Source organism: Tistrella mobilis, from assembly GCF_039634785.1.
In the GTDB taxonomy this organism is placed as follows: domain Bacteria; phylum Pseudomonadota; class Alphaproteobacteria; order Tistrellales; family Tistrellaceae; genus Tistrella; species Tistrella mobilis.
Genome location: NZ_JBBIAB010000001.1, coordinates 366,136 through 383,639, shown reverse-complemented (window position 1 = coordinate 383,639; position 17,504 = coordinate 366,136). Strand labels below are relative to the sequence as shown.

At 68.3% G+C, this 17,504-nt stretch carries 14 protein-coding genes; 11 read left to right on the top strand and 3 right to left on the bottom strand.

What is annotated here, in order from left to right; translation table 11 throughout:
• The first annotated feature begins 46 nt into the window (after positions 1 to 46).
• The 9 genes from murJ (at position 47) to WI697_RS01805 (ending at position 9,243) form a co-directional block, all read left to right on the top strand.
• Positions 47 to 1,603: a murein biosynthesis integral membrane protein MurJ gene (gene murJ, locus WI697_RS01845; RefSeq protein ID WP_345957181.1), complete on the top strand. Its 1,557-nt coding sequence runs from the start codon at positions 47 to 49 to the stop codon at positions 1,601 to 1,603.
• Between the two features lie 126 nt (positions 1,604 to 1,729).
• Positions 1,730 to 2,782 (top strand): LacI family DNA-binding transcriptional regulator, encoded by a 1,053-nt coding sequence (locus WI697_RS01840; protein WP_296711623.1) that lies wholly within the window; start codon positions 1,730 to 1,732, stop codon positions 2,780 to 2,782.
• A gap of 84 nt (positions 2,783 to 2,866) precedes the next feature.
• A complete protein-coding gene (locus tag WI697_RS01835) occupies positions 2,867 to 3,889 on the top strand; it encodes an ABC transporter substrate-binding protein (protein ID WP_062766865.1) in 1,023 nt (340 codons plus the stop codon).
• Positions 3,890 to 3,984: 95 nt separating this feature from the next.
• On the top strand, positions 3,985 to 4,824 hold the full coding sequence (locus WI697_RS01830; protein WP_345957180.1) for an ABC transporter permease: 840 nt from the start codon (positions 3,985 to 3,987) through the stop codon (positions 4,822 to 4,824).
• 5 nt (positions 4,825 to 4,829) lie between these two features.
• A complete protein-coding gene (locus WI697_RS01825; RefSeq protein WP_014747002.1) occupies positions 4,830 to 5,633 on the top strand; it encodes an ABC transporter permease in 804 nt (267 codons plus the stop codon).
• Positions 5,630 to 6,631, top strand: a complete 1,002-nt coding sequence (locus WI697_RS01820) for an ABC transporter ATP-binding protein (protein ID WP_345957179.1) — start codon at positions 5,630 to 5,632, stop codon at positions 6,629 to 6,631. Before WI697_RS01825 ends, WI697_RS01820 begins: the two co-directional genes overlap by 4 nt.
• 6 nt (positions 6,632 to 6,637) lie before the next feature.
• Positions 6,638 to 7,459, top strand: coding sequence for a phosphodiesterase (locus tag WI697_RS01815; protein WP_345957178.1), 822 nt, complete (start codon positions 6,638 to 6,640; stop codon positions 7,457 to 7,459).
• 189 nt (positions 7,460 to 7,648) lie between these two features.
• A complete protein-coding gene (locus WI697_RS01810) occupies positions 7,649 to 7,921 on the top strand; it encodes a helix-turn-helix domain-containing protein (protein ID WP_345957177.1) in 273 nt (90 codons plus the stop codon).
• Positions 7,921 to 9,243: a type II toxin-antitoxin system HipA family toxin gene (locus WI697_RS01805; protein WP_345957176.1), complete on the top strand. Its 1,323-nt coding sequence runs from the start codon at positions 7,921 to 7,923 to the stop codon at positions 9,241 to 9,243. The genes WI697_RS01810 and WI697_RS01805 overlap by 1 nt, the downstream gene beginning before the upstream one ends.
• A 39-nt stretch (positions 9,244 to 9,282) precedes the next feature.
• Here the strand turns inward: WI697_RS01805 and WI697_RS01800 are convergent, their stop codons facing one another.
• The 3 genes from WI697_RS01800 to WI697_RS01790 are packed head-to-tail and all read right to left on the bottom strand — an operon-like array spanning position 9,283 to position 14,199.
• Complete coding sequence (locus WI697_RS01800; protein WP_062766880.1) at positions 9,283 to 10,407, bottom strand: ABC transporter permease; 1,125 nt, start codon at positions 10,405 to 10,407, stop codon at positions 9,283 to 9,285.
• A gap of 4 nt (positions 10,408 to 10,411) precedes the next feature.
• Positions 10,412 to 13,195, bottom strand: a complete 2,784-nt coding sequence (gene rbbA / locus WI697_RS01795; RefSeq protein WP_345957291.1) for a ribosome-associated ATPase/putative transporter RbbA — start codon at positions 13,193 to 13,195, stop codon at positions 10,412 to 10,414.
• A gap of 23 nt (positions 13,196 to 13,218) precedes the next feature.
• A complete protein-coding gene (locus tag WI697_RS01790) occupies positions 13,219 to 14,199 on the bottom strand; it encodes an HlyD family secretion protein (protein WP_345957175.1) in 981 nt (326 codons plus the stop codon).
• A 279-nt stretch (positions 14,200 to 14,478) separates the two neighbouring features.
• Between WI697_RS01790 and WI697_RS01785 the strand changes: the two genes are divergently transcribed.
• The gene (locus WI697_RS01785) at positions 14,479 to 16,461 is read left to right on the top strand and encodes a PHA/PHB synthase family protein (protein ID WP_385997967.1); all 1,983 of its coding nucleotides are present in this window, start codon (positions 14,479 to 14,481) and stop codon (positions 16,459 to 16,461) included.
• 90 nt (positions 16,462 to 16,551) lie between these two features.
• Positions 16,552 to 17,475 carry a DMT family transporter gene (locus WI697_RS01780; RefSeq protein WP_345957174.1) on the top strand — a complete coding sequence of 308 codons (924 nt, stop codon included), beginning with the start codon at positions 16,552 to 16,554 and terminating at the stop codon, positions 17,473 to 17,475.
• Positions 17,476 to 17,504: the final 29 nt, after the last annotated feature.

The window sequence follows — 17,504 nt, the reverse complement described above, 5'->3', positions numbered from 1 at the left end:
TGATGCCCCTTCCCGCCGGACGCGGTTTCGGATACACCCGCACCTCATGAACCTGATGCGCGCCGCGGCCACGGTGGGTGGCCTCACCATGATGTCGCGGATCCTCGGATTCGCGCGCGATGTCCTCGTGGCCGGCCTGCTGGGTGCGGGTGCGGCGGCGGACGCCTTTTTCGTGGCCCAGAAGCTGCCGAACCTGCTGCGGCGCATGTTCGCCGAAGGCGCGTTCAGCGCCGCCTTCGTGCCGATCTACAACCGCATCCGGGTCGAAAGCGGCCCGGCCGCGGCCCATGCTTTCGCCGAAGCCGCCCTGTCGGTTCTGGTCTGCAGCCTGCTGGTGATCCTGCTTGCGGCCCAGGCGGCGATGCCCTGGGTGGTGACGGCTTTCGCCCCCGGCTTTTCGGACGACCCTGAGAAATTCAACCTCGCCGTCGATCTCGCCCGGATCGTCTTCCCCTATATCGTGTTCATCTCGGCCGTGGCCCTGGTCGGGGGCGTGCTGAACTCGCTCGGCCGGTTCAGCGCCTTTGCCGGCGCACCGGTGCTGTTCAACCTCTGCCTGATCGCCGGCTGCGTGGTCTCGTTGCAGCACTGGGTCGATGCCGATCCGGCGGTGGTCCAGGCCTGGGCACTGATGCTGTCGGGCGTGGTGCAGTTGGGGGCGATGCTGGTCGCCGCCAACCGGGCCGGCGCCGAACTGCGCTTCCGCCTGCCACGGCTGACGCCCGAGGTGAAGCGCCTGCTGAAGGTCGCGGCACCGGCGGCGCTGGGCGCCGGCGTCTATCAGGTGAACGTGCTGGTCGACACCATGATCGCCTCGCTGCTCGCGGAAGGCACGGTGTCGGCGCTCTATTATGCCGACCGGCTGGTGCAGCTGCCGCTGGGTGTGGTCGGCATCGCGGTCGGCACCGCCCTGTTGCCGCTGCTCTCCACCCGGATCAAGGAAGGCGCGCTCGACGACGCCCGCAACCACATGAACCGGGCGATGGAGATGACCCTGCTGGTGGCGCTGCCGGCCCTGGTCGGCCTTGCCACCCTGGGCATGCCGATCGTCGCCACCCTGTTCGAACGCGGCGCCTTCACCCCTGAGGCCACCACCCGCACCGTCGAGGTGATGACCGTGCTCGCCTTCGGCCTGCCGGCCTTCGTGCTCGCCAAGGTGTTGAGCCCGGGCTTCTATGCCCGCGAGGATACCGCCACCCCCACCCGCTATGCGGTGGTGGCGCTGGTCGCCAATGTGGTGCTGAACCTGGCCTTCATGCAGCCCCTGGCACATATGGGCATCGCGCTTGCGACGGCGCTCTCGGCCTGGATCAACGTCTTCCTGCTTGCCCGCCGGCTCAACCGCGACCGGCTGCTGGTGGGCGATGCCCGGCTGCGCCGCACCCTGCCCAGGATCCTGCTCGCCAATCTGCTGTTCGCGGCCGCCATCCTGGGCGTGCTCGAAGCGCTGCCGCCCTTCGGCACCATGCCCCATGCCGCCCGGGTGCTCTGGCTCACCCTGCTGATCGGCGCGACCATCCCGGTCTATGTGGCCTTCAGCCTGATTACCGGCGCCGCGCGCCTGCAGGATTTCAAGGGCATGCTGCGCCGCCGCAAGCGCTGACCGTCATCGGGCGGTCACATGCCTGCCGTGCAAACTTCATGATGTAAACGTTTACCCACGGATCGATCTGCCGCATTCTCTGGGGGACGAGAGATGACCGATCCCCCGCCGGAGGTCTCGAGACCCATGTCCCCCACCATCCGCGACGTCGCGCTCAAGGCCGGCGTGTCGGTCGCCAGCGTGTCACGCCTGCTGAACGGTACCGGTCGTGTCGGTGCCGAGACTGCGGCGCGCATCCGCCAGGCGGTGGAAGATCTCGGCTTCCGGCCGAACGGGCTGGGCCGCAGCCTCAAATCCCAGCGCAGCCGGCTGATCGGGGTGATGATCCCGTCGCTGGCCAACCCGGTCTTCGCCGATGCGGTGGCCGGTATCGAAACCGCCGCCCGCGCCGCCGGCTTCACCCTGCTTTTCGGTGTCTCGGGCTATCACGCCGAGGAAGAGGTCCGCGCGGTCGAGGCGCTGCTGGCCTACCGGGTCGACGGCATGATCCTGACCGTCACCGACCCCGCCGGCAGCCAGGCGCTCGACGCCCTCGAAGCCGCCCGGGTGCCGCATGTCCTGGTCTACAACCAGCCGACCCCCGGCCGGGCACCGACGGTCACGGTCGACAACGAGGATGCCGGTCGGGCGGTGGCCCGCCATTTCGCCGGGCTCGGCCATCGGCGGCTGGGCATGATCACCGGGGCGCTCGGCGGCTCGGACCGCGCCGCGGCGCGGCTGCGCGGCTTTCTGGCCGGTGCGGCCGAAGCCGGGCTGCCGGCACCTGCCGTGCGCGAGGTGGAATTCGAGACCCCGGACCCGGATGCCGCCCTCGACGCCATGGCTGCCGGACCGGGCGGCCTGCCGACGGCGCTGTTCTGTTCGAACGACTGGCTGGCCATCGCAACGATCGGCGCCCTCGCCCGCCGCGGCCTTGCGGTCCCCGGCGATGTGGCGGTGACCGGTTTCGACGGCATCGCGGTCGGCGCCCATCTGACGCCCCCGCTCGCCACCATCGTCCAACCCTCGGCCGAGATGGGCCGGCAGGCGGCCCTTCGGCTGATCGCCATGCTCGGCGAGGCAGAGGGCCAGGCGGGCGATCTGATCCTGCCCTTCACCTTCAGGCCCTCAGGCCCCCAGGCCGGACCGGCCTCTCCCCATTCCGGGCGCCCCAGAGAAGAGCGCGCGGACACGATGTGACCGGAACGGCGGGACGCACTGCCAGGCACATTCCCGCCGCCCCGGTCGCCACCGACCACGACGCCAACGAGGACACGTCGACCCATGATCGGTACCGCTCTGAAATCCGTGGCCGCTGCGGCCGGGCTGATCCTAGCCGCCGCCACGATCCCCGCGCAAGGCGCCGCCGCCGCGGACGCCATCTGCTACAACTGCCCGCCCGAATGGGCGGACTGGGCGTCGCAGCTGGCGGCGATCAAATCCGACCTGGGGCTGGACGTGCCCCATGACAACAAGAATTCGGGCCAGACCCTGGCCCAGCTTGCTGCCGAGCGCGCCAATCCGGTTGCCGATGTCGCCTATTACGGCGTCTCCTTCGGCATCCAGGCCGCCGAACAGGGGCTGGTGGAGCCCTACCGCCCGGCCGGTTTCGACGAGATCGACCCCGGTCTCAAGGCCGCGGACGGCAGCTGGTTCTCGATCCATTCGGGCACGATCGGCCTGTTCGTGAACAAGGCCGCGCTGGGCGACCTGCCGGTGCCGCAGAGCTGGGAAGACCTGCTCAACCCACAATATGAGGGCATGGTCGGCTATCTGGATCCGACCAGCGCCTTCGTCGGCTATGCCGGCGCGGTTGCGATCAACCGTGCCTTCGGCGGCGATTTCACCAACTGGCAGCCGGGCATCGACTTCTTTAAGAAGCTGGCCGGCAACGACCCGATCGTGCCCAAGCAGACCTCGTATGCCCGGGTTCTGTCGGGCGAGATCCCGATCATGATCGACTACGACTTCAACGCCTATCGCGCCCGCTACAAGGACAAGGGCGACATCGAATTCGTGATCCCGAAGGAAGGCACGCTGGTCGTCCCTTACGTCATGAGCCTGGTCAAGGGTGCGCCGCATGCCGATAACGGCCGCAGGATCCTGGACTTCGTGCTCTCGGAAAAGGGCCAGTCGCTCTGGGCCAATGCCTATCTGCGCCCGGTGCGCGAAGTGAAGCTGCCGGCCGAGATCGAGGCCCGCTTCCTGCCCGCCGCCGATTACGCCCGGGCAAAGCCGGTCGACTATGCCGCGATGGCCGCCGGCCAGAAGGCCTTCGCCGAAACCTATCTCGCCGAGGTGAAGTGACGGCCGTCCAGGGCCGCCCGGTTTCACCCCGCCCATGATCCACGGCCCGCCGGCAAGATGCCAGCGGGCCGCCTTTTCACGTGGAACACCGACCGATGTCATCCGCCTCGGGCCGCGAAACCCCGCGCATGGTCCTGATGCTGCTGCCGGCCGGGATCGTGCTCGCCGCCTTCCTTCTGGTGCCGCTGGTCCGTCTCGCCATTGCCGGCGCCTCGGGGCCGGACGGCATCGCGGCCTATTTTTCGATCCTGACCAACCCCCGCCATGGCCACGACACGGTGATGACCTTCATCCTCGCCGTCACCGTCACGCTGGCCGCCCTGGTGGTGTCGACCATCGCCGGGCTGTTTCTGGCCCGCCATGTCTTCCCGGGCCGGTCGGCGCTGATCGCCATGCTCACCTTCCCTCTCGCCTTTCCGGGCGTGGTGGTGGGCTTCCTGGTGATCATGCTCGGCGGCCGGCAGGGCCTCGCCAATCTGGTCTCGAAGGCGCTCACCGGCGACCGGCTGGTCTTCGCCTATTCGGCCGCCGGTCTGTTCGTGGGCTATCTCTATTTCTCGATCCCGCGGGTGATCCTGAACGTCATGGCCGCGGCCGAAACGCTGGATCCGTCCCTGCCCGAGGCCGCCCGCTCGCTGGGTGCCGGGCCGGTCAGGGTGTTCCTCTCGGTCACCCTGCCGGCGCTGATGCCGGGGCTGATCGCCAGCGGCGCGATCTGCTTCGCCACCGCCATGGGCGCGTTCGGAACCGCCTTCGCGCTCGCCACCGACATCGCGGTGCTGCCGATGACCATCTACACGGAATTCACCCTGCAGGCGAACATCGCCGGCGCCTCGGCCCTGGCCCTGGCCCTGGTGCTGGGGCTGATCACCTGGGCGACCCTGTTCATCGCCCGCACGCTCGGCGGCCGCGGTGCAGCTGCGGGGGGCGGCTGATGGCCATGCGACGCGGACATCCACGCGGGGCGGGCTTCTGGGGCGGCCTCGCCTTCACCCTTGTGGTCGCCGCCTTCATGATCGTGCCGGTGGTGCTCTCAGGTCTTGCCGGCGTCACGGTCAACTTCTTCCGCGGCCTGGAAAGCGGCCTGACCCTCGACTGGGTGGCAGAGGTCTGGCGGCTTTACGCCGACACGATCTGGCGGTCGATCTGGCTGGCCTTCGCCACGCTCGCCATCACCGCGGTGATCGGCGTGCCGGCGGCCTATGCCCTGGCCCGCCGGCCGGGGCCGCTTGCCCGCGCGATCGAAGAGACCGTCGCCCTGCCGATCGCGATCCCGGGCCTGGCGCTGGCGCTCGGCCTGCTGCTGACCTGGGGTGGTGCCGGCAGCTTCCGCATGTCGAGCGGCTTCGTGCTCGCCGGTCATGTGATCTACACCCTGCCCTTCATGCTCCGCTCGGTGATCGCGGTGATGGTGGCGACCGACATGAAGACGCTGGAGGAAGGCGCCGCCAGCCTGGGCGCCGGTTTCCTGCGCCGCTTCCTGACCGTGATCGTGCCCAATGCCTGGCCGGGCGTGCTGGCCGGCGGGCTGATGGTGGTCACGCTGTCGATCGGCGAGTTCAACCTGACCTGGATGCTGCACACACCGCTGACCAAGACCCTGCCGGTGGGCCTCGCCGACAGCTATGCCTCGATGCGGCTGGAAATCGCCAGCGCCTACACCCTCGTCTTTTTCGTGATGATCGTGCCGCTGCTGGTCGCCATGCAGCTGGCCGGACGCCGTGGCCGGAAGGACCACCGATGATGACTGATACCGCTTCCTCGGGCGCCACCGCGGTCGAACTCCGCGGCTGCGCCCGCACCTGGCCCGACGGCACCCGGGCGCTGACGCCCATCGATCTCGACATTCCCGCCGGCCGCACCGCCGTTCTGCTCGGCCCCTCGGGCTGCGGCAAGACCACGCTGCTGCGGATCATCGCCGGGCTGGACCGCCCCGATGCGGGCGGGCGGGTGCTGTTCGACGGCGAGGACGTCACCCGGCTGCCGATCGAGGCGCGCGAGGTGGGCATGGTCTTCCAGTCCTATGCGCTCTTCCCCAATCTCACCGTGCGCGGCAACGTCGCCTATGGGCTGAAGGTCCGGCGCCTGCCCCGGCGCGAGATCGATAGCCGGGTCGACGAGATGCTGGCGCTGATGCGGATCGACGCCCTGGCCGACCGGCGGATCGACCAGCTGTCGGGCGGCCAGCGCCAGCGCACGGCGCTGGCCCGCGCCATCGCCGTCCGGCCGCGCCTGCTGCTGCTCGACGAGCCGTTGACGGCGCTCGACGCCGCCCTGCGCGAGCATCTGCGCACCGAGATCGACGCCCTGCTGCGCAGCCTGCACATCACCGCCGTCTATGTCACCCACGACCAGGCCGAGGCGATGGTGCTGGGTGACGAGATCGTGGTGATGAATGCCGGCCGCATCGCCCAGCGCGGCACCCCGCGCGAGATCTATCACGCGCCCGCCGACGATTTCGTCGCAGGCTTCGTCGGCACCATGAACCGCGCGATCGACGACCGGGGCGAGACCCTGCTCTTCCGTCCGGAAGACGCCCGGCTGACCGCCCCCGGGGACGGGCTGCTGACCGGCACGGTCGCCGTCTGCCATTTCCTGGGGGATCGCTGCCGGCTGAAGCTCTCAGGCCCCGCAGGCGAAAGCTGGATGGTGGAAACCACCGCCCGCGCCGATCTGCCCGAGACCGGCACCCTGCTCGGCATCGACGTGCCCGCCGCCGCCCGCATCCGCCTTGGAGCCTGAGCCCCCATGCTGATCGCCCAGCTGACCGACACCCATCTGAAGCCCGGCGGCCGGCCGGCCTATGGCCGGGTCGATACCGCCGGCCTGCTGACGGCGGCCGTGGACTACGTCAATGCCTTCGTGCCCGAGGTTGATGCCGTCATCCTCTCGGGTGACCTCACCGACACGGGGTCCGCCGCCGAGTATGCCGTGCTCCGGCCGCTGCTCGACCGGATCAGGGCGCCCTGGTACGCCGTGCCCGGCAATCATGATCGTGCCGACGAGATGCGCACCGCCTTTGGGGATGTGGTGCCCTATGTCGACGCCGCCGATTTCGCCGCCTGCCTGATCGATCACCTTCCGGTGCGGCTGATCGGGCTCGACAGTTCGGTCGCGGGCGTGCCCTGGGGCATGGTCGGCGGGGCGCAGCTCGCCTGGCTCGACCGGGTGCTGACCGCCGGTGCCGGGCGGCCGACCCTGGTCTTCGTCCACCACCCGCCCTTCGAGACCGGCATCGGCCATATGGACGTGCAGAATCTGAAGGACGGCGCCGAGCTGATCGCGGTCCTCCGCCGCCATCCTCAGGTGCTGCATCTCGCCTGCGGCCATGTCCATCGCGCCATCGACACCGTGCTCGACGGGGTCGCGGTCTCGATCGCCCCCAATGCCGCCCATGCGGTGACGCTGGATCTGACCCTGGGCGGGCCCTCCACCTTCACCATGGAACCGCCGGCAATCCGTCTCTTCCGCTTCACCCCGCCGCGGCTGCTGGTCAGCCATCTGGCCTATCCGGGCCGGTTCGACGGCCCCCATCCCTTCTTCGATGCGACGGGCGGGCTGATCGACTGATCCGTCAGGAGCTGCCAGGCCTGCATCTGCCAGCCTGTGACGGGTGCACCCGTCACAGGCTGTAAATATCTCCATTTATCGCAGATACCGTATATCGTCGATTTATTCAGAATCCGGGATAAATTGCATTTATTTGATTTCAGGAATAAAATAGTGGCTTGAGTTCCCCCTGAGAGGAACATGCCAGCCATGGCAGATGTCATCCGCACCCCCCAACAGCTGGGCAACCTCATCCGGAGACAAAGACGGAAGCTTGGCCTCACGCAGGCGGCTCTGGGTGTCAGGACAGGTCAGCGGCAAAGCATGATCTCTCAGATCGAGCAAGGCTATCCCAGCCTCCGCCTGGATACGCTCATCGACCTCCTGGCCGCTCTCGATCTGGACCTTCAGGCTGCGCCTCGCGACCGATCCACCGTCGACGACGCCATTGCCCGAATGCTTCTTGGCGGGAACGACGATTGATGGCACGGCGAAAAACCTATGCCGACCTCCATGTTTATCTGAACGGATATCTTGTCGGCCGTCTGTCAAAACAGCTGAACGGCGCCGTGGTTTTCACCTACGATCCGGCCTGGGCAGACCGGCCGGATGCGATCCCGGTGTCACTCTCCCTGCCCCTCCGCCCTGAACCGCACCGCGGTCCGGAAGTCGCCGCATTCTTCGACAATCTGTTGCCCGATCAGCCGGCCATCAGGCGGCGTGTCGCCGAACGGATCGGCGCACCGGGCACGGACGCTTACGGCCTGCTCTCCAGGATCGGCCGGGACTGCGTCGGTGCACTCCAGTTTCTCGACGACGACACACCTCCGTCATCGCTCGACAGAATCGAGGGAGAACCGGTCTCGGACGACGCCATCGCCACCATGCTCAAGAACCTGGGACAGACCCCGCTCGGTCTGCAGGGGGATGACGATTTCAGGATCTCCATTGCCGGCGCGCAGGAGAAGACGGCGCTTCTGTTCCACGAGGGGCAATGGCTGAAACCGACAGGAACCACACCCACCACGCATATCCTGAAGACACAGATCGGCCATCTGCCCAACGGTATAGATCTGTCGAACAGCGTCGAGAACGAGTTCTATTGCCTGAAGCTCGCCCAGGCCTTCGGACTGGATGTCAATCACGCCGAGATGATGGTCTTTTCAGGGACCAAGGCACTGGTCGTCAGACGTTTCGATCGCAAGCGGCTCAACAATGGCTGGCTCATCCGGCTGCCGCAGGAAGATTTCTGCCAGCTCACCGGCACGCCCCCGACCCTCAAATACCAGAGCGAAGGCGGCCCCGGAATCGTCGAGATCCTGGATGCCCTGAAGGGCAGCGACGATCCGGGCCGGGATCATCGTGATTTTCTGATGGCCCAGATGCTGTTCTGGATCATCGGTGCGACCGATGGCCATGCGAAGAATTTCAGCGTTTTTCTCGCGCCCGGCGGGCGGTTCAGGATGACCCCGCTCTACGACATCCTGACCGCACAGCCCAGCCTCGACCACAGGCAGGGTGAGCGCAGACATATGAAGCTCGCCATGTCGGTCGGGCAGAACCGTCATTATCGCCCGGATCAGATCCAGCCCCGCCACTTCGCTCAGACGGCAGAAAAAGCAGGCGTCCCGCCTCTGATCTTCAAGACCGCCCTGCAGCAGCTGGTCGAGCGGGGCGGCAGCGCCTTCGACGCCGCGGCCGCCGGACTGCCGGAAGACTTCCCCCCGGATATCCACGACAGTGTCCTGCGTGCCGCCAGACCGCGGCTCGATGCCTGCGCCAGTCTTCTCGATCAGTTGTCCTGATGATCGAGACGGGGCAAGAGCTCACCCCATTTCCACGCCTCACCCCATCTCCACAATTTTCCGCCGGAATCGTGCAAGGGCGATCGCGAAGATCGCAAACCCGATCCCCGCCAGAATGGCCAGCGTCGGCCAGACCACGTCCAGGCCGGCACCGCGATAGAGCACGGCCTGCGAGAACGCCACGAAATGGGTGGCGGGGGAGAGCATCATCACCTTCTGCAGCCAGACCGGCATGCTCTCGAGCGGCGTGGATGAGCCCGAGAGCAGGTTCATGGTCACGATCACCGGGATGACCAGCAGGCCGAATTGCGGCATCGACCGCGCGATGGTGGCCAGCAGAATGCCGAGCGCCGTCACCGAGAACTGATAGAGCACCGCCCCCGCCGTATAGAGCAGCAGGGAGCCGTGGATCGGCACCGCCAGCACTCCCTGGACCATGCCGATCAGCGACAGCACCGAGGCGACGACGATCACCGAGCCGTTGGCCCAGATCTTGGCGGCCATGATCTCGGCCGGACGGACCGGCATCACCAGCAGATGCTCGATCGTGCCGTGCTCACGCTCGCGGATCAGCGCGGCCCCGGCCAGGATCACCGACAGCATGGTGACGTTGTTGATCACCTGCATCACCGCGTTGAACCAGACCGACGACAGATTGGGGTTGAAGCGCGACCGCACGACCAGATCGATCGGCAGATCGCCCGTCATACCGTCGTCGCGCCCGGCCGCGGCCGAGATCTCGCGCGCGATGATCGACTGGAGATAGGCGGCGCCGTTGCCGGCCTGGGTCATGGCGGTGGCGTCGATGTCGAGCAGCAGCGTCGCATCCCGGCCGCGCAGCAGATCGGCTTCGAAGCCCGAGGGAATGTGCAGCACGAAGACCGCATCGCCGGAATCGAGCGCCGCATCGGCCTCGGGCGCCGTCAGCTCGACCACCGAGGCGAATTGTGGCGGCAGCACCGCATCGCGCAGCCGGAGCGACAGCGCCGAGCGGTCGTCGTCGACCACCGCCACCGCCGCATTGCTGACCTCGAAATTGGCGCCGCTCGCCACCGCATAGATCGCATAGGTGAAGGTATAAAGGATCAGGAAGACCAGCACCGGGTCGGCGGCAAGGCTGCGCAGCTCCTTCACGCCCAGGCGGAAGATGTTGGCGAGGCGCATCGGCTCAACGCTCCTGCTTGGGCAGCACCCATTGGGCTGCGATCAGGAAGAGCAGTGCAAAACCGGCCAGCGCCAGATGGTTGTGCCAGAGATCCGCAAAACCCAGGCTCTTGGTGAAGGTGCCGATGCTGATCTGCTGGAACCAGGCCGCCGGAAAGGCGAGGCCCAGCACCCGGCCGCCCCCGGTGAGCGCCGAAACCGGGGTCAGCAGGCCCGAGAAGTTCACCGCCGGGATCATGCAGACGATGGCGGTGGCGAACAGCGCCGCAAGCTGGCTCTTCATGAAGGCCGAGACCAGCAGGCCGAAGGCGGTCGTGGCTGCCACATAAAGCAGGGCCCCCGTCAGCAGCGCCAGCCCCGATCCCTTCACCTCCAGCCCGAAGACCAGGCCGGCGACGATCGACAAGACCAGGAAGCTCAGCGCTGCGATACCGAAATAGGGCAGTTGCTTGCCGGCCAGGAACTCGAAGCGGGTGACCGGCGTCGCGCGGAAATTGGCGATCGATCCGGTCTCCTTCTCGCGCACCACGCCCACCGCGGTCATCATCGCCGGGATCAGCACCAGCATCAGCATGATCACGCCCGGCACGATCGCCTCGACGCTGCGGAAGGCCTGGTTGTAGCGGAAGCGGGTCTCGACCGTGACCGCGGGCGTCGTCGAAACCGGCAGAGACGAGGCCTCGCGCATCTCCTCCAGATGGCGCTGCGCCACGCCCTGGACATAGGCGCGGGTGGTCTCGGCCCGGAACGGCATGGCGCCGTCCAGCACCACCCCGACTTCGGGCACCCGCCCCCGGGTCAGATCGCGGCCGAAATCGGCCGGGATTTCGATCGCAAGCTTCAGCTCACCGGCCTGAAGCCGCCGGTCCATCTCGGCCGGGCTGTGGATGGGCGCGTGTTCCTCGAAATAGCGCGAGCCGGCGAAGGCCTCGATCAGCGACCGGCTTTCGGTAGAACGGTCCTGGTCATAGACCGCATAGGGCAGATCCTCGACATCGAACGAGATGCCGAAGCCGAAGGTCAGCATCAGGATCACCGGGCCCAGCAGCGCGAAGGCCAGCCGGATCGGGTCGCGGGCAAGCTCCATCGTCTCACGCCGGGCATAGGCCCAGAGCCGTCGCAGATCCCGGCGCCTGGGCGGCCGGGCCGGCGCGGCCGGTGCGGGCGCCATGACGGGCGTCCCGGACGCCGCCGCCCCGGCCCGCGCCCTTTCGGACGCCGCCCCCTCGGCCGTCGCCCCTTCGGACGCCGCCCCCTCGGCCGTCGCCCCCTCGGTCGCCGCCTGAAGCCGCGCGACGAAGGCCTCCTCAAGGCTGCCGCCGGGATCCTCTGCCGCCAGATCCGCAGGCGTGCCCACCGCCAGCACCCGGCCGGCATGCATCAGCGAGATGCGGTCGCAGCGCGCCGCCTCGTTCATGAAATGGGTGGAGATGAAGATCGTCACACCGCGCTCGCGCGCCAGCACCCCCAGATAGGCCCAGAACCGGTCGCGGGCGACAGGGTCCACGCCCGAGGTCGGCTCGTCCAGGATCAGGATGTCGGGCTCGTGCAGCACGGCGGCCGCCAGCTGCAGCCGCTGACGGATGCCGAGCGGCAGCGCATCCGAGATCTGGTCCGCCACCCCGGCCAGATCCAGCTCGGCCATCATCGCGACCATCCGCTCGCTGGTCCGGGTGTCGTCCAGCCCGTAGAGCCGGGCATGCAGCTCCAGATTCTGGCGCACGGTCAGCTCGCCATAGAGCGAGAAGGCCTGCGACATGTAGCCGACCCGGCGGCGGGTCTCGATATCCCCGGCATCGAGCGGCCGCCCGAACAGAAGCGCCGCCCCTTCGGTCGGGGGCAGCAGGCCGGTCAGCATCTTCATGGTCGTGGTCTTGCCGCAACCGTTCGAGCCCAGAAAGCCGAAAATCTCGCCGCGACCGATGGCGAAATCCACCGCATCCACCGCGGTGAAGTCGCCAAAGCGGCAGGTCAGGCCGCGGGCCTCGATCGAGGGCGGCCCGTCGCCGTCGGGGGCCCGCGGCGGGATCACCGGCGCCTGATGGTCGCGACGCCGCGCCTCGGGCAGCAGGCGGATGAAGGCCCGCTCCAGATCCGCCTCGCCGGTCCGGGCCCGCAGCTCGGCCGGCGTGCCGGCAGCAATGACCTGGCCACTATCCATCGCAACCAGGCGGTCGAAGCGCGCCGCCTCTTCCATATAGGCGGTGGCAACCAGCACCCCCATGCCCGGACGGCGGGCACGGATGCGATCGATCAGGGTCCAGAACTGGCGGCGCGACAGCGGGTCGACGCCGGTGGTCGGCTCGTCCAGGATCAGCAGATCCGGATCGTGGATCAGGGCGCAGCACAGGCCCAGCTTCTGTTTCATGCCGCCCGACAGCTTTCCCGCCGGCCGGTCCGGAAAGGGGTCCAGCCCCGTGGCCTCCAGCAGTTCGGCGATCCGCGCCCGACGTTCCGCCTTGCCCTGGCCGAACAGCCGCCCGAAGAAATCGACATTCTCGAACACACTGAGCGTGGGATAAAGATTGCGGCCCAGCCCCTGGGGCATATAGGCGATGCGTGGTGCCACCAGCCGACGATGCGCCGGATCGGCCATGTCGCCGCCCAGCACCTCCACCCGCCCGGCCTGGATGCGCCGGACGCCGGCGATCAGCGACAGCAGGGTCGACTTGCCGACGCCGTCGGGACCGATCAGCCCCAGCGTGCCGCCGGCGGTCATCTCCAGATCGACCCGGTCGAGCGCCGTCACCTTCCCGAAGCGATGGGTGACGCCGCCCAGCACCGCCATCGGGCCCGGTGCGACGGTGGCGGTCACGGCAGTTTCACCGCCAGCTCCGCCGGCCATGGGGCGGCGGGATCGACCCGGACCACGGCGGTGCCGCGGACACCGGTCTTCACCCGATCGGCATGGGCGGCGAGCAGATCCGCCGGGATGCGCAGCTTCACCCGGAACATCAGCGTGTCGCGCTCGTCGCGGGTTTCCACCGATTTGGGCGTGAACTGCGCCTCGCCGGCGACGAAGGAAACGGCGGCCGGCACGACATATTCCGGAATCGGATCCAGTATAAGCCGCGCCTCGGCGCCCGTGGCCAGACGACCGGCATCGCGGGCCGGCAGGAAGATCGTCATCTGAACATCGGTGAGGTCGAGCAGGGTGGCGATGCGTCCACCCGCCGCCAGCACCTCGCCCGGCACCGCCAGGCGGTACTGGATGCGGCCCGCCCGCGGTGCGGTCAGCACGGTATCGTCCAGAACGGCGCGGGTCTGGGCAACCTGGGCCGCCGCCGCATCAATGGCCGCCGCCGCCTGATCGACGGCCGCCATCGCTGCCGCTTCGGCCGCCTGGGCGGTCGCGACCTGCATCCGGCGCTGGTCGACGCCTTCGCGTGTGAAATGACCGCGCGCGGCAAGCGTCTCGCCACGGACAAGCTCCGCACGGGCATAGACCAGTTCGCTCCGCCGGTAGGCGAGCTGGGCCTCGGCCTCGGCCTTTGCCTGGATGGCCCGGCGATGCTCGGCCTCTGCCGCCGCCAGTTGGGCCCGGATCTGAACGTCGTCCAGCCGGGCGACCATCTGGCCGGCCTCGACCATGTCGCCTTCCTCGACCGTGATATCGGCCAGCCGGCCGGCGATCTTGGTGGCGATGTCGATCTGCTCGGCCTCGATCCGGCCATTGGTGCGGGCGAACCCCTCGGGCAGGGCATCACGGGTGACGGAGCGCCAGTAGATGGCTCCCGCTCCTGCGGCGACGGCGGCAATGATCACGATTGCCATCCAGCGTCCGATACGCATGGCCTTCCGGACCTCCGAACTTGCGCATGGCCTTGAGTGGTCGCCGGTCTCCGCCCGCAGACCATCGTCATGCGTGTGTCACTGGCACCCGACATGCTGTGCGGCGATCATGTCATTCCCTGGCCCGTGACGGAACAGGCTTGTTTTCGCATGCGCGAAAGCCGAACACATTGACATGGATCATGGGTGCCTGCGGCAAGGCGGGTCATGATGCGCTGCAATAGCGGACCACGCGCCCCGACCGCAGGCCCCGGGGGATCTTCGAGGAGAGCCGGATCGATGAATGCCGATGCCCGCCGCCACCCCACCGTCGACGCGCCCGCAGCGCCGGCCACAGCGCCCGCGGAGCATCCGGTGCCCGCCCATCACCCCTTGCATCACAAGACCCCCGACCCCGCCCCGCCGGCCGAGGCCGGGCCCTGTGTCGAAGAGCCGGGAGAGATGGCCGGCGCCGCCGTGCGCGAGGCGGTGGATCGTGCCGTGCATGCCGCCATGGCACGGGTGACGGGCGGGCTGTCGCCGGCCTCGCTCACCGATGCCTGGGCGGATTGGGCGGTCCATCTGGCGAGCGCGCCGGGCAAGCGGGCCGAGCTGGTCGAAAAGGCGATGCGCAAGGCCGCCCGCCTGGGCAGCTACATGGCCCATCGGGCAGGGTTCGCCGATGGCGACGCCCCCCTGCCCGGCCTTCCCTTCCCCTCCGCCTATCTGGCCGGCGCGGCGGATGCGGCGGAAGCCGAAGGCGTGCCCCACGCAAAGCTGCCCGCCTGCATCGAGCCCCTGCCCCAGGACAACCGCTTCCGGGGCGATGCCTGGAAGCAATGGCCCTTCGACGTGCTCTACCAGGGTTTTCTGCTGAACCAGCAGTGGTGGTACAACGCCACCACCGGCGTGCGCGGCGTCACCCCGGCGCATGAAAAGGTGATGGAGTTCACCGCCCGGCAGATGCTGGACGTGTTCTCGCCGTCCAACAACCCGCTGACCAATCCCGAGGTGATCAATCGCACCATCGAGGAAGGCGGGGCCAATTTCGTCCGGGGCGCCCTGCATTTCTGGGACGACATGTGGCGGACGGTCACCGGCACCGGCCCTGCCGGCACCGAGGATTTCGCCGTCGGCCGCAATATGGGCATGACGCCGGGCGAGGTGGTGTTCCGCAACCACCTGATCGAGCTGATCCGCTACACGCCCACCACCGACAGCGTGCATCCGGAACCGGTGCTGATCGTGCCGGCCTGGATCATGAAGTACTACATCCTGGACCTGGAGCCCGGCAAATCGCTCGCCGAATATCTGGTCGCCCAGGGTTTCACCGTGTTCATGATCTCGTGGCGCAATCCCGGCCCCGCCGACCGGGATATCGGCTTCGACGACTACCGGATGAAAGGCGTGATGGCGGCGATCGATGCGGTGGAGGCCATTGCCGGGCCGTACCCCATCCATGCCACCGGCTATTGCCTGGGCGGTACCCTGCTGACCATCGCCGCCGCCACCATGGCCCGCGACGGCGACGAGCGGCTGGGATCGGTCACCCTGTTCGCCGCCCAGGCGGATTTCACCGAGGCGGGCGAGCTGACCCTGTTCATCGACGAGGCCCAGGTCACCTTCCTTGAAGACATGATGTGGGCCCAGGGCTTCCTCGACACCACGCAGATGGCCGGCGCCTTCCAGCTGCTGCGCTCCAACGACCTGATCTGGTCGCGGATGGTGCATGACTACATGATGGGCCAGCGCACGCCGATGAACGCGTTGATGGCCTGGAATGCCGATGCCACCCGCATGCCCTATCGGATGCATTCCGAATATCTGCGCCGGCTGTTTCTCGAAAACCAGTTCGCCACCGGCCGCTTCGAGGTCGATGGCCAGCCGATCAGCCTGTCGGACATCCGTGCACCGATCTTCGCAGTGGGCACGGAGCGCGACCATGTGGCCCCCTGGGTCTCGGCCTACAAGATCCACCTGCTGGCCGATACCGAGGTCACCTTCGTGCTCACCGGCGGCGGCCACAATGCCGGCATCGTCTCCGAGCCCGGCCACAAGGGCCGCAAATTCCGGATCATGACCACCCCCGCCGACGGCTTCTACAAGGCGCCCGACGCCTGGGTGGCGGCCGCAGAAATCCGCGACGGCTCGTGGTGGCCGGCCTGGACCGACTGGCTCCACGCCCATTCCTCGACCCCCGTCACCCCGCCGCCGATGTCCGCCCCGGACAAGGGCTATCCGGCGCTGGGTGCGGCACCGGGGAGCTATGTGTTCCAGAAGTGAACCTGCCGCCCTTCCCTTGACCTCTCCCCCACCCGCGCGCGATCATCCGGCTTTCGCGATCCCCTCCCCCGCAACGCTTCGAGGATGGCGATGTCGGATGACGTGCGCCCGGCGGGCGTTGCCGGTGCCCTGGCCGCGCGCGGCTTCGGACCGGCGGATTATGGCTGCCTGATCCTGCTCGCCGCGCTGTGGGGCGGATCCTTCATGCTGATCAAGACCGCCCTGCCGACCATGGGGCCGTTCACCATCGTGGTCAGCCGGCTGGCGCTTGGGGCCGCGGCGCTTTATGCGGTGCTGAAGCTTCGGGGGCTGCGCCTGCCGGCCCGGGGGGCCGACTGGCTGCCCTTCGTGGTGTTCGGCGCGATCGGCAATCTCGCCCCCTTCACGCTGATCGCCTGGGGGCAGCAGCATGTGCCCTCGGCGGTGGCGGCGATCCTGATGGCGGCGATGCCGCTGTTCACCCTGGTGTTGGCGCGGGTCGCCAAACCGGCGGAAAACCCGATCACCGCCGGGCGGGTGGCGGGCATTGCGCTCGGCTTTTCGGGGGTGGTCGTGCTGGTCGGCCCCTCGGCCCTGACCGAGGCCGGCGGCTGGATCGGGGAACTTGCGATCCTGGGCGCCGCCCTCTGCTATGCCGTCGCCTCGCTCTATGCCGAGCGGGTGCGCCATGTGCCACCGCTGGTTTCGGCGACGGCGACCCTGACCTCGGGCGCCGTATTGGCCCTGCCGGTCGCCGCCATCCTGGAACAGCCCTGGGCCCAGGCGCCGGCACTGGAGGCGATGGCCGCGGTCACCCTGCTCGGCATCGCCTGCACCGGCCTTGCCTATCTGCTGTTCTACCGGCTGATGGCGCGCGGCGGGGCCGTGCTGGTGGCGCTCAACAACTACCTCATCCCCGCCTTCGGCGTGATGTGGGGCATTCTGCTGCTGGGCGAACAGCCCAGCCTGAACGCCTTCCTGGCGTTGGGGCTGATCCTGTCGGCGATCACCGTCGCCAATCGCCGCAGACGCTGAGCGCCCCGCCCCCGCCTCAACGCCCCTGC